This window comes from Flavobacterium pectinovorum, assembly GCF_006438875.1.
GTDB lineage: Bacteria > Bacteroidota > Bacteroidia > Flavobacteriales > Flavobacteriaceae > Flavobacterium > Flavobacterium pectinovorum_A.
This window is the reverse complement of the sequence record NZ_RCZH01000010.1, coordinates 130,333-145,060: the sequence shown is the minus strand read 5'-3', so window position 1 is coordinate 145,060 and position 14,728 is coordinate 130,333. Positions and strand designations below refer to the sequence as shown.

Genomic DNA, 14,728 nt, shown 5'->3' with positions numbered 1-14,728 from the left:
TCATTTAAGAAGGCTTTTATCCGCGTAAGAGAAATAATTTTGGGAGATCAAATTCATACCACTAATTTTATGTACTTCAAAAAAATTACTTTGTTAGTTTTCTTGATTTTTGCTTGTGGTAGTTATGCACAAACTTTGTCTTTAAAAGAAGCTATTAAAACAGGTTTGGAAAACTACGGTTCCATCAAAGCAAAAAGCAATTACACCAATGCATCGCGCGAAACGCTCAAACAATCCAAGCGTGATTATCTGCCAAATCTTAACTTATCGGCACAACAGGATTACGGAACCATCAACGGTCAAAATGGTGCTCTTTATGGTTTTAACGGTTTAGGAACTGCTTCTTCCGGACCTGCATTGCCGGACCAAAACTGGAACTCTGCCTTTGGTGCTTTGTATCTAGTCAACATGAACTGGGATTTTTTCACCTTTGGAAAGATACAGGAAAAAATCAATTTGGCTAAAATCGACGTTCGAACTAAAGAAAACGACTTAAAACAAGAACAATTTCAACAAGAAATTAGAATTTCTGCCGCTTACCTAAATTTATTGGCAAGCCAGCGTTTATTGATTTCCCAGGAAAAGAATTTAAGCCGTGCCGAAGTTTTCAAGAAAACTGCCGTAGCACGTGTTAAAAACGGATTATTGGCGGGTGTAGATTCTACTTTGGCTACAGCCGAAGTTTCTAAAGCCAAAATTGCCTTAAATCTGGCTAAAAATTTCGTCAAGGAACAAAACAACAAATTAGTTGATTTGATGGGCGTTGCACCTCAGGATTTTGCTACAGATACTTTATTTGTAAATCAAATCCCGAGAGAAATTTTGACAGGAATTGCTTCAGATAGCTTGCATCCATTACTTCAATATTATAAAACAAAGATTGATTACAGCAATCAGCAAACGAAATTATACAAACGTTTTTATTATCCTACAATGAGCGCTTTTGGAGTTTTGCAAACGCGTGCTTCAGGATTTAATAGCGATTATGTTACGGATCAAAATTCTTTCAATAGAAATTATTGGGATGGTGTAAATCCGGATCGTACCAATTATTTGGTTGGAATTGGAATTAGCTGGAACCTTACAACTCCGTTTAGAGCAAGCAAACAGGTAAGTGGTCAAAAATTTGTATCGCAAGGTTTACAAGAAGAATACAATCAGGTTGATAGAGAATTAAAGTCTCAATTGGCATTGGCTGATGATAAGATAAAAATCACGCTTGACAATTTTGCCGAAGCACCAATACAGGTTGATGCAGCAAAAAGAGCGTACATACAAAAATCAACTTTATACAAAAATGGTCTGACTGATTTAACAGATATTACTCAAACCTTATATACGCTAAATCGTGCCGAAATTGACCGTGATATTGTCAACAACAATGTATGGCAATCGTATTTGCTAAAAGTAGCCGCGACGGGCAATTTTGACTTATTTATAAATGAATTTTAATTATAGATCCTAATGAATTTAATACGTTTTGCACTCCGCAAACCCATCTCCATATTAGTATTGGTTGCGGGTCTATTTTTCTTCGGAATTAGTGCCATACAGGACATCAAGGTAGATATTCTTCCTAAAATGAACTTGCCGGTTATCTATATTGCGCATCCTTTTGGAGGTTATACGCCAGACCAGATGGAAGCTTATTTTGCTAAAAACTACGTCAACATTTTACCCTTTGCAAATGGTGTAAAATCTGTTGAAACCAAGAATATTCAAGGGTTAATGATTATGAAATTAACCTATTATGAGAATACAAATATGGCTCAGGCTGCGGCCGAATTAAGTTCACTTTCGAACAGAATTCAGGCGGCATTTCCTCCGGGAACACAGCCGCCGTTTATTATTCGTTTTGATGCTTCTTCATTGCCAATTGGACAATTGGTTTTGAGCAGTAAAATCAGATCAAATAATGAATTGCAGGATTTAGCCAACGTTTATGTTCGTGCTTCTTTTACTTCGATTCCCGGTTTACTTTCTCCGTCACCTTTCGGTGGAAGCCCAAGAACTATTGAGGTTAACGTAGATCCGGATTTATTGCGTTCACACAATATGACACCGGATCAAATTGTTGAAGCGATTCGTGTAAACAACCAAACGGCTCCATCCGGAAACGTGAGAATAGGCGATAAAAACTACATTACGCCAACAAATAATACAATTAAAGAAGTTAAGGATTTTGAAAATATTCCGTTGTTTAAAGGAAGCGTTCAAAACTTAAAATTAGGTGATGTTGCCACTGTAAAAGATGGTGCAGATATTACGGCTGGTTATGCTTTGGTAAACGGAAAACGTTCGGTTTATATTAGTATTGCAAAAGCCGGAGATGCTTCGACCTGGGATGTGGTTCAGAAATTAAAAGCAGAGCTTCCTAAAATTCAAAGTACATTACCGGAAGATGTAAAATTATCTTATGAATTTGACCAGTCGGTTTATGTAATTAACTCTGTAAAAAGTTTAATTACTGAAGGTATTATTGGAGCGGTTTTAACGGGATTAATGGTTTTACTTTTCCTTGGTGACAGACGTGCGGCTTTGATTGTAATCATGACCATTCCTATTTCTATTATTTCGGGAGTTTTATTCCTGAAATTATTTGGGCAAACAATCAACTTAATGTCTTTAAGCGGATTGGCTCTTGCAATTGGAATTTTGGTGGATGAAAGTACGGTAACAATCGAAAACATTCACCAGCATCTCGATATGGGCAAACCCAAGGCACTCGCCATTTGGGACGCTTGTCAGGAAATTGCTTTGCCTAAATTATTGATCTTACTTTGTATTTTGGCTGTATTTGCTCCGGCATTTACAATGGTTGGAATTCCGGGAGCGTTGTTCTTGCCTTTGGCCTTAGCGATTGGATTCTCAATGGTAATTTCGTTTTTACTTTCTCAGACTTTTGTTCCTGTTATGGCAAACTGGTTGATGAAAGGTCATGAAAAACACCAGCATGGACCGGAAATTACAGATGACGAAGCTGAATTTAATGATTGTGGATTAACTCCCGAATCTGAAAAAGATCTGATCACTCAGAAAAAAGCATATGTAGAAAAAGACGATACAAATAACAACGGAAAAATTGGTGCTTTTGAGAAATTCAGAATCCGTTTTATGCGAACTCTGGATCGATTGTTCCCTTATAAAAAAGCAGCTGGTTTAACGTATTTGGTCGTAATTACGCTTTTGGCGGTTGTCTTTCTAAATTTCATTGGAAAAGATGTTTTTCCAAAAGTAAATTCAAGTCAGTTTCAATTAAGAATGCGTGCTCCTGACGGAACTCGTCTGGAACGTACCGAAGAAAAAGCAATTGTAGTTTTGAAAGAATTGCAAAAAATGGTGGGTAAAGAACACATCGGAATATCTTCTGTATATGTTGGTCAACACCCGTCTTTATTCTCGATAAACCCAATTTATTTGTTCATGGCAGGTTCGCATGAAGCCGTATTTCAGGTGAGTTTAAAAGAATATCATACGGATATGGACGACTTTAAAGACGAATTTAGAGCCCGAATTAAAAAAGCCCTTCCGGATGTAAAAATTTCTTTTGAACCAATCGAACTTACCGATAAAGTTTTGAGTCAGGGATCCCCTACTCCAATCGAAGTTCGAATTGCTGGAAAAGACAAAAAACGAAATGAGCTTTACGCCAATCAAATTGTCGAGAAATTGAAGAAAATCGCTTATTTCAGAGATGTACAAATTGGTCAGCCAATTCATTATCCGGCAATGAATATTGATATCGACAGAACTCGCGCAGCCGAACTTGGCGTTGACATGAACGACATATCACGATCATTGGTGGCATCGACCTCATCGTCAAGATACACAGAGAAAAATACCTGGGTCGACGAAAGAGCAGGATTATCATATGCAGTTCAGGTTCAGGTTCCGCTGAATCAAATGAAAAGTAAAACAGATATTGGAGAAATTCCGGTATTAAAAAATTCACTTCGTCCGGTTTTAAGTGACGTTGCCAAAATTACACCGGGATTTGTTAGTGGCGAAAATGACAATTTAGGGGCTATGCCATACATTACCGTTACAGCCAACATTAGCCAGACCGATTTAGGTACGGCAGTAAAAGATGTGGATGCAACCATCAGTTCGTTGGGAGAATTACCTAGGGGGTTATTCATCACTCCAATCGGAATGAGTAAAGTATTGGTAGAAACATTAAGCAGTTTACAAGTAGGATTATTGGTTGCCATATTTGTAATCTTCTTAATGTTAGCCGCTAATTTCCAGTCGTTCAAAGTTTCGTTGGTAATTTTAACCACAGTTCCTGCGGTAGTTTTAGGAGCGTTATTAATGCTTACGATTACTGGTTCTACGCTAAACTTACAATCATATATGGGAATCATTATGTCAGTTGGGGTTTCGATTGCAAATGCCGTTTTATTGGTTACAAATGCCGAGCAATTACGTAAAAAGAACGGCAATGCATTAGAATCGGCACGTGAAGCTGCGGCTTTGCGTCTTCGTCCAATTATCATGACTTCTGTAGCGATGATTGCCGGAATGTTACCAATGGCAATTGGTCATGGCGAAGGTGGCGATCAGGTATCTCCGTTAGGTAGAGCCGTAATTGGTGGATTATTATTTTCGACCTTTGCAGTATTACTTATCTTGCCACTTATCTTTGCATGGGCACAAGAAAAAACAACAACACAATCTGTTTCTTTAGATCCTGAGGACGAAGAAAGCATCCATTATATCTCATCATTAAATCCAAAAAATGAAAAATAAAATACAATTTAGCGCGCTGATTTTCGCAGCACTATTTTTCCTTAACAGTTGTAATTCTAAAAAAGAAGAAGCTCCTGTTGCAGAACTTGAGCCTAAAACAGAAACAATTTCTTTAGAGAAAGAAAAACTGAGTACCCAATTGCGTTTACCTGCCGAAATAACAGGTTTTCAACAAGTAGATTTATATGCTAAAGTAAGCAGTTTTGTAAAATTACTGAAAGTAGATATTGGTACCAAAGTAAAAAAAGGACAGCTTTTGATCGTTCTTGAAGCACCGGAAATCAGCTCACAATTGGCTGCAGCCGAATCTAGATTGAAATCTATGGAAGCTATTTATGCGACAAGCAAAAGCACGTACAACCGTTTGTACGAAACAAGTAAAGTTGAAGGAACTATATCTAAAAATGATCTGGAAATGGCAAGCGGAAAGAAAAACTCAGATTACGCACAATACCAAGCTGCTGTTGCTGCCCACAAAGAAGTGTCAATTATAAGAGGTTATCTTGAAATTCGTGCTCCTTTTGATGGAGTTGTAGCGGCAAGAAATGTCAATTTAGGAACATTTGTTGGTCCGGCAGGAAAAGGTTCAGATTTGCCTTTATTGACCATTCAGCAACAAGACAAATTGCGTTTGGCAGTTTCTGTGCCGGAATTGTACACAGGATATTTGCACAATGGCGACGAAATGAGTTTTAATGTAAAATCATTACCTGAAAATTTTAAAGCTACAATTACCAGAATGTCCGGAGCGCTGGATTTAAAACTTCGTTCAGAGCGTGTAGAAATGGATGTTAAAAATACAAAAGGAGATTTATTGCCAGGAATGGTTGCCGAAGTGCTGCTGCCGCTTAACGCAAAAGACAGCACATTTGTAATCCCAAAATCCGCTTTGGTGAGTTCTGCCGAAGGTCTTTTTGTGATCAAAGTCGTAAACCACAAAGCAACAAGAGTTGATGTAAAAAAAGGCAGAGAAATCGATGATAAAATTGAAATCTTCGGTGATTTGAACCTTAAAGATAAACTGGTAAAAATTGCCAGTGAAGAAACTAAAGAAGGCGATATCATAAACGAATAACCTGCGTTTAGCTTTCGATAGGAGTTTACCAAAAACTGTACGCTTAATGCGGCATTCAAAAATCTGAAAAGATCAGAGAATGTAAATCAAATTTTCCTTTAAAGGACGGTACTTGATATAGTGCCGTCCTTTTTTTTTTGTTTTTGTATTCTCGAAGAAATATCTAAAAATCTTATTTTGAATTAATTAAGTCATTACTTGTAAAGATGCAATGCCGCAAAGTTTTCGTTGTCTTTTTCCAGTTACAAAAAGCTTAAATAACTCTTGCTTTAGCTGGAGATTCTATAAATGTTTTCAAAAAGGCTTTAGCCAACCTTAATTTTGAATTAAAACAGGTATTTATACTGATTTATGCATCATAAATTTTCAATATATTTGAATTATTATGCTTGTTAAATTTCAGGATATTGTTTTAAGTAATTTAGATAACGATAATTATAAATCTTAAACTTTTGCTTTTTTATCTTTATATTAAATTTATTTAGTAATTTCATATATATTTACAACTGTTATAAATATAAAATATGGCAAGAATTACTATTCCATCTCAAATTTTTCCTGGCTTTAAAACTTTATCCGAATTAAATGAAGGTCAATTAGAATCTTTAACAAAGTATATTTCAATACTTCCACTTGATATAGAATATGCTGAAGTTGCAAATAGAATTAATGAGATATTACAAATTACTACTGGTAAACAAATATTACAAACGTTCTTAAGTTTTAGAAATCTATCAGAGGAAAATGATCTGAAAAACGAAAAACTTGCTACAAATCTAACCGATTCATATCTAGAATTGAGTAGTGATCAAATGTCGCCTAAGAAAAAGCTTCTTTTAAAAACAAATTTACAATCGATACTAAATAATTATTCAGGAATTAAGGCTATAATATCGGCAAGAGAAGTTCTATCTGCGAATGGTAATAATATTGAGGAATTTAGTTTAAATTCTGACATACGATTAATTTTTAATGAAGCAGATGATAATAAAAAACGATCTGCAATTATATTCCATAGAATGCAGATTGAATACAGCAAAAATGATTCTTTAAAAGATATCTGTTTTTCTTTAGATATCGATGATCTTAAAAAGATTAAAATTGAAATTGAAAAAGCGATCAAAAATGATCGAATAATTCGAGATGACTATAAAGATATTTTAGAATTTATTTTTTAATTATGGCAACAAGTGAATTAAAAAAAATAAGGCATCCACATCTTGGTAATAGTGATATTACTACCATCCCTTTATTAGATATGGTTCAATTTCCTGATGTTAATATTGAAGGTTGGGGAGTATTGAAGTCTGAAAAGATAAGTGACGGTTGGCTTTCTATTCCTGTTTCACACTCACCAGCGCTAATAAGATTTAATACAGGTTACAATTTATTAGACGATATAGTTTACAGGAATGCACCTATAAAAACAATTGAAGGTAATTTTTTTGTTGATGATAGAATAACTAATATTTACGATTCTATTATTGAATCTCAAACACTATCAAAATATACTGACAATTGGGATGATGACGGTGCAATTGGTTTTAAGGAAATTATTTATAATAGAGCAATTACAATACTAGCTAAATACTCTGCTGATTTGCTTAATTCATATGACACGCCTATTTTATCTCCTGAAATTAATTTAGCTAGAGATGGATCTATCGATTTAGAATGGAGAGTAAATAAAAATATATTATTGATAAATGTCCTAAATATAGATGAGTTAAAAGCTGATTATTATGCCCATAATATATTAACCAATACAATAGTAAAAGGGAGTCTTAATAGTTTTGAGATTAATGACGTCCTGTCATTGTGGATGAAATGTTTAGTTTAATGTGGCCAAAAGAGAATATTACTGATTTGTGTAAAGTTAATGTACGTGTTGCAGATACTTTTATTTCCCCTAAGGACGATCTTCCAAGAGCAGCAGCATTTCTTAATACGCCAAAAGAAGGCACAAACTTATCATGCGATTGGTGTAAATATGCTACAGTTGAAATAAGTAAGAATATAATAAGTAAACAAAAAAAAGGTAACGGAGACTTTAAGAATCCGGACATTTTCAGATTCTGGAATATGAATGTAGGTAGAATTAGGAACGAAATTACACCAAATCAAAAAGTTTTACACGAACCATTATATAGTAGTCCAGAACCTGATGGGGCACCAAATAATAGATCACACTCAATAATTGAGGGGGAGAAATTTGATAATAATGCTGAATTTCGAGTTTTAATATTGCAGATTGGTGAATGGGCTGTCTAATAAAAAACTCTGACAAATAAATATAAAACAATTAATTATATGTATTTTGTAAAATTTTTCTTATAAATTTATTATAAATCATCATCACCCACCGCGCGGATCCTTTCGTGAGTTTTACTTATATTAAAGATAAACTTTTCCATACTTTATTATAATATCTAGTAATGTAATTCATTATTTTAGGATAAAAATAAGTTGATAATATAATTTATTTCTGTTCTACGAAATTCAAATAGGACTTGCCACACGAAAGGATTCGTGCGGTAGCAATGGATAAGTACCTTATTATTAATAAAAACCTCGACTTCTAAAAAAATCGAGGTTTCTTATTTATTCAAATTCCAAAGAAAAATCTATTCTTTATCCAAATAAGGATTCAAAACCTCAGCCAATTCATTAAGCCAATAAAAGCTGTTTTCTAAGTTGTCTATTTCGTTTTTAAGGGTTTCATTTTTCCTCATAACTTCTAAAGCGAGCAAATAATTTACTTGTCTTATTGCTTTAGCCATATCATTTGGATCGATTGTATGGTTGAAAAAATTCATAAGCCTTTTTTCGGCTTCTTTCGAAAGGGTGTTTGTATTCAAAACTTCCATTTGAGTGAATATAAAACCTATGTTGGTAAATTGTATGCGCTATTAAAAGCGTCTGTATTGTTTGTAATACAGCAACTACACCACAAGGGCAAATTTTATTTCGTCTTTAATGTGAAGATTTAAGAATTACAAATATAAAGAAAAATCTTATAATTAATAAACATTATCTCATCAATAAAATAAGTTCTTTTAATTTGTCATAATTCGTATTTTCGCTTGACTTGAATTAATCAATTTTACAATTAAAAAAACAAAATAACCTATGGGTAAAATTAAAATGATGGCCTTGTTAATGCTTTTCATTATCATAGCTGGATTTAAAATTGAAAATAGCAGTATAGAAGGTTTGAATATAGAATTTAGAAAGGTTTCTGAAGATTATGTAAGACCTGGTGTGCCAATGGGACCAATGGGATCAACGCCAATACTAGCAGCAGATGGCATGAAATTTGTCAAATTGAAACTTACTTTGCGAAACGATGGCGAAAAAGATTGCGTTTTTGATTTTGAAGATGTATACATTTCAACTGAACAAGATAGTTTATATAGATTCTTAAAGTTCCAAGCCTATTTTACAGATACTAAAACGAAAATCAAACCAAAAAAAGAAATTGATAGAATTGTATTATTTGAGTTTCCCGATAATGCCAAACCTAAAGAATTATTTATAGAAGATAAAAGATACCAAATTATTGAAAACAAGTAAAACTAAATATTACAATAAAAATTTTATGGCTGAAAATATTGTTGAGTGGCAAGAAAAGCGAAAAATTTATTTAGCTGTAGCCATAATTTCTTTTCTTATTGGCACATACTACTTTATCCAAGTAAATAGTAAAAACTACATCATAAAACCATCAGAGCTTCAAGTTTATGAAAATCTCATAATTTCGGCAGGACCTAAATTCAAAGAAACAAAAGGTAAACATAGCAGAAGATGGATAGAATTTCAATGTGTAAATAACAGAAGTACTTTCGAAATTGCAAGTTATGATTATAGATGCATTAAAGACGATGATATACTAAATGGAATAAAAGTTGGAGATACAATTTCAATTGCCGTTTTAAAAAATGATATAACAGATTTTGATACAGAAACTTCTTGTGAAATTCACTCGCTTATAAAAAACAATAAAGAGTATCTAGACATGCAATGTCGAAATAGGGAAGATAATAATGATGGGAAAATGGGATTTATAATTTTATTTGCAATCTTTATTATGACAGGAATAGTATATTCTTTCTCTAAAAAACCCATTTTTTTTGATCACGTTGATCCAAGAGTTCCAATTTTTATTGTTATAATAGTGCTTTATTTTATGCTACAATAAAATTAAATAAAGATAAATACTCCCTGATGACATCACTAAAAAAATAATACATTTATATCCATTTAAAAACCTAAAACCTGCGCAATAAACTATGGATATAATCCTGACTCTTTTTGGAATAATGATGTTTCTCATCACATTAGTGCCTTTTTTGGCAATTGCTTTTTTAATTTTTTATGTGATAAAAAGATCTACAAAAAAGAAATCTCCTGAATTTTTACGAAATGAAAAAGTAGAAATGGAGCGAAAAGTAAATGAAATAAAAAATGATATCGAAAGCTGGAAAAATTATACTCCACAAGACATCACTAATTATATGACATATTCATTTAGAAAATCAATGTCAAATACATTAACAGGAAAAATTTATTCCAGCGATAATTCGCCTATAATTGCTTTCCAGAGAATAGACAGAGGACTTTATGCCAATGCCAGAATAGTTGCAAGTACTACTGATTTTAAAATCTATATTGAATATAGTAACAATGAAAAACTATTCTTTTTTGATGATGTTTATTTAGGTAAAATAATAAATAATTCGGTTATAGTAAATCCGTTACACGTACAAATTGGAACTTGCAATCGAGACAACTCCTATAACCAAACTAATTATACAATAGAACTACATTCAAAAAAAATAGCTGAAATAAACAAAAATTCAGATCGAAAAACCATTGTAAAAAGCCAATATTATAAGCCCAGTAGATCTGGCAGCAATTTTAAAACTACACTGGATTCTAGAGAAGTCGAACCGTCTTTCGCTTTAGTAAATTCGATCGATACGGGCGATAGCGAAGAATTAAAATGGATAATTTCGATTGCGATATTTGAATCTATTTACTATGGATTTGATTTTACTTCATAAAAGTAAATAATCCACGATGCTCGTCAATTTAACCGAACTAAAAGTGATAAAGAAACGATATATGAAATTCCCATTTTTAATTTTGCTTTTAGTCTTTTTTAGTTGTGAAACTAAAACGAAAAGAGACGCTTCTAAAACAACTAAAACTGAAAACTCTGCACAAACAAAAACTATAATCGAAAGAAGAAAATTCTTTGTTGGAGACGTAAATAATGACAAAATAAATGACACGGCTTTTATATCTCTAAAGCGAAATAGTGAAACTGATGAAATTGAATGCAAGGAAAAAAACTGTTTAATAAATGTTACGTTTTCTAAAAATATTCCTGAAATAAGTTTTGACCAAAGTTTGGGTATTGTAGTAATGAAAACTGAGGATCTTAACAATGACAAAGCAAATGAAATAATCATTTTTTCCAGAACAAATGAAGGTTGGTGGAATAACATTTATGTTTGGACATTTAAAAACGGAAATTGGAAAGAAATTGCGAGAACAAAAGGATTTATTTCTGAAAACAAAGATTTTGAAAATAGAATTATAAAAGAAAAAAAACATTTTTATTTAATTGGCGAAAATCAATGGAAAGAAGATAAAAATGGGGAGTTTGAAAAAACGAAAGTAAGAATATAAAAAAATGAACTACAATTTCTAGATGGATAAACGATTAAACTTGTTTTGGCACGATTACTAACTCAATGTGAAAAACACAATACATTTGAGTTCCTATTCAAAATAGAATATTGGGGAATTCTATGGATGCCGTGGTTTATTTATATAGCCGATGAATCATTGAAATTTAGTGCAAATGATATTTCAGAAAATGACTTAAAAAGATTGATTAAAAACGGACATATTGAATTTATTGAAGAAATCGCACCAATTGACACTATAGATCTTGAAATTAAAAAATACAGAATAAAAAACCAAAACTAATACCTATAACATCAGAGTTGAGCAATAGACTTAATGAAAAAGTTGGTTTTTATATTTTGGATAATTTGGCAAATCCGAATAATGAGATTAGTTTAGTTCGAAACCCGCAGTAGTACCAGAACGTTGAAGGGCATTTAAAAAAAAATCAATTGGAAAAAACTGCTGAAAATATAAAAAAGCAATTGGAGTTTTGGCTCTTAAAATACTATTGTAAAGAAAAAAATGAGTTAAGTGGAAAAGAATTATTTACAATATTTGATTTAATTAGCCAAAAACAAAAAAATGAAATAATTAATTTATTAAAATTAAGAGAGAACGAATTACCAGTACTTTACCTTAAAATTTCTGAGGGAAAATCAATCATTAATACTACCGAAAGATTTATTAAATTGACAGATCAAGGAACAGAAGAAATCGAATACAAGAATTTTAAAGAACATAAAGGGTTTGACAGATTTATAATTAAAAAGCGATTGATTTCACGAAATATAACTGTAAAAACAAATGGTTACTTAAGTCCTTTTGCTCTAAAATTAAAAAATGATGAAATTATAGAATGGGAAATACCAACCGGAACTGCTGGTTTTGGATTTTGGAGTGTAACAAAAAAATGCGAACTTATTGGTCGAAAATATGACGTAATAAAATGAAAACGTATTACAACAGCGGTTTTAAAATCGAACGTTAAATATCTATAAAGTAAAAGGTATCTTAAATCATTTATAAGAAATAATAAATATACTTCACACAACAACTTTTACAAATTCTGGTGATAGCAATCTACAATTCAACTGCTAAAAGTTCTTTCCCTAAATTATGTAATGCATTTTCGATTTTCATGCGTTGCTCTGCTCTTGGGCTTCTATGTCCGGAAGCATAATGTTGTATTTGTTTTTGATTTATACCTGTAATACGTTCTAATGCGGAATTTGTAAATATTCCTTTGTAATAATTTAATAAGCTGGCAGTATCAAATTTATAAATCAACTCGTACTCTTTTTCAAGAAAAGCAGGCTTATTTTCTTGATTTAAATCTTGTAAAGTTTCAATACAATCTAATATATCTTGTTTACATTCCTGTACAGTAGTACCACCGCCTACAATTGCTTTTTCATTTTCGGCATATCCCCAAAAGCCATCTTCGTTTCTTTCGATGATAATTTTAATTTTTTTCATATTTTCTATTCTTTTAAAAGAAACTAAAGTCCCATCTCTTTTCTTAATTTTTGTTCTAATCCTTTTCCTATCTCTTTTGCTCCGTGATTGGGTATTACAACTTGCTTTCCATCCTTTTCATAAATTTCATGACTTCCTTTACCTTGTCTTAAAAATACCCATCCGTTTCTTACCGCTTCTCTAATAAATTCTCTTGACTTCATTTAAAACAACTTTACAAAGATAGTAAAATTACTATCTTTAAAATTTTAATATTCTAATTTTTTGAATTTAAAGGTAGTTTAAATAGATAGTAAAAGTAGGAAAATATTTATTTAATTTTACTATGGTAGTTTCGAAAAGTTTAATCAGAAAGAAAAAATCTATTCCTTATCCAAATAAGGATTCAAAATCTCAGCTAATTCGTTCAACCAATAAAAGCTGTTTTCTAAGTTGTCTATTTCGTTTTTAAGCGTTTCATGTTTTCTCATAACTCCAAAAGCAGAAACCAAATGCCCTAGCCCTGATGGGAGGGAAAATCCTTTTTCTTGCTCCTTTAGCAAGGAAAAGATTGGAAGGAACAGCAGGAAATAGCTCCAAATTAATATTCCAAAACATTTTAGTTTCGTAAGCCTTCTCCCGTCCCGAAGCTTCGGAATCCAAACAATCAGGATGACAAAAGGTTACATAAAACACTGTTCCTTAACAGCTTTAATAAAATATTTTTGAAAATAATTATCAAAATAATTGCGAAACCGAATAGCTGCACGTATATTTGCAACCGATTGGCTTCGTAATTAAAAACAGATATTATGAGACGAGACATTTTTCAGGCTATAGCAGACCCAACAAGGCGATCTATTATTACCTTGATTGCAATGCAGGCAATGACACCAAATGCCATTGCAGAGAACTTTAACAGTACCCGACAATCTGTTTCTAAACATCTTAAGGTACTTGTAGAATGTGACTTGATAAAACAAGAACAAAAAGGCAGAGAAATTTATTATTCACTTGAAATTGAAAAAATGAAAGAGATAGACAAATGGATGGAACAATTTAGAGCAATTTGGGAAACCAAATTTAATCAACTAGATAAATTACTATTAACACTTAAAGAACAGAAAAAATGAAAAACGATTTGCAATTTGATTTTACCGTTGACAAAGCCACGAAAACGGTATATATAACGAGAGAATTTGCTGCAGAACTTCCGCTGGTTTGGGATGCGTTTACCAAACCGGAACTTCTGGATCAATGGGTTGCACCAAAACCATGGTCATCTAAAACAAAATATCTGAATTTTGAAGTTGGAGGAAAAAGATTCTATGCCATGGTAAGTCCCGAAGGACTGGAACGCTGGTCGATTCAGGAATATACTTCGATTACGCCAAAGACTAATTTTAAATTGTATAATACTTTTGCTGACAAAGATGAAAATCGCGAATTGCCAGGTTCTGATTGGGATCATACTTTTAGCGAAGAAAATGGCATCACAAAAGTCTCCATCAGTATTTTTAATGAATCTCTGGAGCGCTTGGAGAAAATGATTGAAATGGGTTTCAAAGAAGGTTTTACAATGTCTATTGATAATCTTGAAAAGTTATTGGAAACGTTGTCTCAAAAATGATGAAATATAAGCAGATGAAATAATCTCGCAATCCCGATAACTATCGGGAGCAGAGAGCAAAATTTTGTTTTTTTACTATTGAAAACAGCCACAAAGTTTGTCATTCCGAGGAACGAGGAATC

17 protein-coding genes are annotated in these 14,728 nt (G+C 32.4%); 14 read left to right on the top strand and 3 right to left on the bottom strand.

Features of this window, described 5'->3' with window-relative positions; genetic code table 11:
* The first annotated feature begins 69 nt into the window (after nt 1-69).
* The 6 genes from EAH81_RS16070 (at nt 70) to EAH81_RS16045 (ending at nt 8,095) form a co-directional block, all read left to right on the top strand.
* Nucleotides 70-1,452, top strand: coding sequence for a TolC family protein (locus EAH81_RS16070; protein WP_140508922.1), 1,383 nt, complete (start codon nt 70-72; stop codon nt 1,450-1,452).
* A 12-nt stretch (nt 1,453-1,464) separates the two neighbouring features.
* A complete protein-coding gene (locus EAH81_RS16065; RefSeq protein ID WP_140508920.1) occupies nt 1,465-4,749 on the top strand; it encodes an efflux RND transporter permease subunit in 3,285 nt (1,094 codons plus the stop codon).
* Entirely contained in the window at nt 4,739-5,824 is a 1,086-nt protein-coding gene (locus EAH81_RS16060) for an efflux RND transporter periplasmic adaptor subunit (protein ID WP_140508918.1), read from the top strand. Before EAH81_RS16065 ends, EAH81_RS16060 begins: the two co-directional genes overlap by 11 nt.
* A 524-nt stretch (nt 5,825-6,348) precedes the next feature.
* Complete coding sequence (locus EAH81_RS16055; protein ID WP_140508916.1) at nt 6,349-7,002, top strand: hypothetical protein; 654 nt, start codon at nt 6,349-6,351, stop codon at nt 7,000-7,002.
* 2 nt (nt 7,003-7,004) lie between these two features.
* Nucleotides 7,005-7,664 carry a hypothetical protein gene (locus tag EAH81_RS16050; protein WP_140508914.1) on the top strand — a complete coding sequence of 220 codons (660 nt, stop codon included), beginning with the start codon at nt 7,005-7,007 and terminating at the stop codon, nt 7,662-7,664.
* Entirely contained in the window at nt 7,664-8,095 is a 432-nt protein-coding gene (locus EAH81_RS16045; protein WP_140508912.1) for a hypothetical protein, read from the top strand. The genes EAH81_RS16050 and EAH81_RS16045 overlap by 1 nt, the downstream gene beginning before the upstream one ends.
* Nucleotides 8,096-8,448: 353 nt before the next feature.
* On the opposite strand, the gene EAH81_RS16040 is transcribed toward EAH81_RS16045, so the two are convergent.
* Nucleotides 8,449-8,682 carry a hypothetical protein gene (locus EAH81_RS16040; protein ID WP_140508909.1) on the bottom strand — a complete coding sequence of 78 codons (234 nt, stop codon included), beginning with the start codon at nt 8,680-8,682 and terminating at the stop codon, nt 8,449-8,451.
* A gap of 271 nt (nt 8,683-8,953) precedes the next feature.
* On the opposite strand from EAH81_RS16040, the gene EAH81_RS16035 reads away from it, so the two are divergent.
* The 6 genes from EAH81_RS16035 (at nt 8,954) to EAH81_RS16010 (ending at nt 12,471) form a co-directional block, all read left to right on the top strand.
* A complete protein-coding gene (locus EAH81_RS16035; RefSeq protein ID WP_140508907.1) occupies nt 8,954-9,397 on the top strand; it encodes a DUF4352 domain-containing protein in 444 nt (147 codons plus the stop codon).
* Nucleotides 9,384-10,022, top strand: a complete 639-nt coding sequence (locus EAH81_RS16030) for a hypothetical protein (protein WP_206669087.1) — start codon at nt 9,384-9,386, stop codon at nt 10,020-10,022. The genes EAH81_RS16035 and EAH81_RS16030 overlap by 14 nt, the downstream gene beginning before the upstream one ends.
* A 91-nt stretch (nt 10,023-10,113) precedes the next feature.
* Nucleotides 10,114-10,887, top strand: coding sequence for a hypothetical protein (locus EAH81_RS16025; RefSeq protein ID WP_140508903.1), 774 nt, complete (start codon nt 10,114-10,116; stop codon nt 10,885-10,887).
* A gap of 61 nt (nt 10,888-10,948) precedes the next feature.
* Entirely contained in the window at nt 10,949-11,518 is a 570-nt protein-coding gene (locus EAH81_RS16020; protein ID WP_140508901.1) for a hypothetical protein, read from the top strand.
* A gap of 45 nt (nt 11,519-11,563) precedes the next feature.
* Nucleotides 11,564-11,821 carry a hypothetical protein gene (locus EAH81_RS16015; protein WP_140508899.1) on the top strand — a complete coding sequence of 86 codons (258 nt, stop codon included), beginning with the start codon at nt 11,564-11,566 and terminating at the stop codon, nt 11,819-11,821.
* A 149-nt stretch (nt 11,822-11,970) separates the two neighbouring features.
* On the top strand, nt 11,971-12,471 hold the full coding sequence (locus EAH81_RS16010) for a hypothetical protein (RefSeq protein ID WP_140508897.1): 501 nt from the start codon (nt 11,971-11,973) through the stop codon (nt 12,469-12,471).
* A 130-nt stretch (nt 12,472-12,601) separates the two neighbouring features.
* Here EAH81_RS16010 and EAH81_RS16005 read toward each other — a convergent pair whose 3' ends face one another.
* Nucleotides 12,602-12,997, bottom strand: coding sequence for a type II toxin-antitoxin system HicB family antitoxin (locus EAH81_RS16005; RefSeq protein ID WP_140508895.1), 396 nt, complete (start codon nt 12,995-12,997; stop codon nt 12,602-12,604).
* A gap of 23 nt (nt 12,998-13,020) precedes the next feature.
* The gene (locus tag EAH81_RS16000) at nt 13,021-13,200 is read right to left on the bottom strand and encodes a type II toxin-antitoxin system HicA family toxin (protein ID WP_140508893.1); all 180 of its coding nucleotides are present in this window, start codon (nt 13,198-13,200) and stop codon (nt 13,021-13,023) included.
* A 588-nt stretch (nt 13,201-13,788) separates the two neighbouring features.
* Here EAH81_RS16000 and EAH81_RS15990 point away from each other — a divergent pair.
* Together EAH81_RS15990 and EAH81_RS15985 are read left to right on the top strand one after the other, a co-directional pair.
* Nucleotides 13,789-14,109: an ArsR/SmtB family transcription factor gene (locus EAH81_RS15990; RefSeq protein WP_140508889.1), complete on the top strand. Its 321-nt coding sequence runs from the start codon at nt 13,789-13,791 to the stop codon at nt 14,107-14,109.
* Complete coding sequence (locus tag EAH81_RS15985) at nt 14,106-14,606, top strand: SRPBCC domain-containing protein (RefSeq protein ID WP_140508887.1); 501 nt, start codon at nt 14,106-14,108, stop codon at nt 14,604-14,606. Before EAH81_RS15990 ends, EAH81_RS15985 begins: the two co-directional genes overlap by 4 nt.
* Nucleotides 14,607-14,728 lie beyond the last annotated feature (122 nt).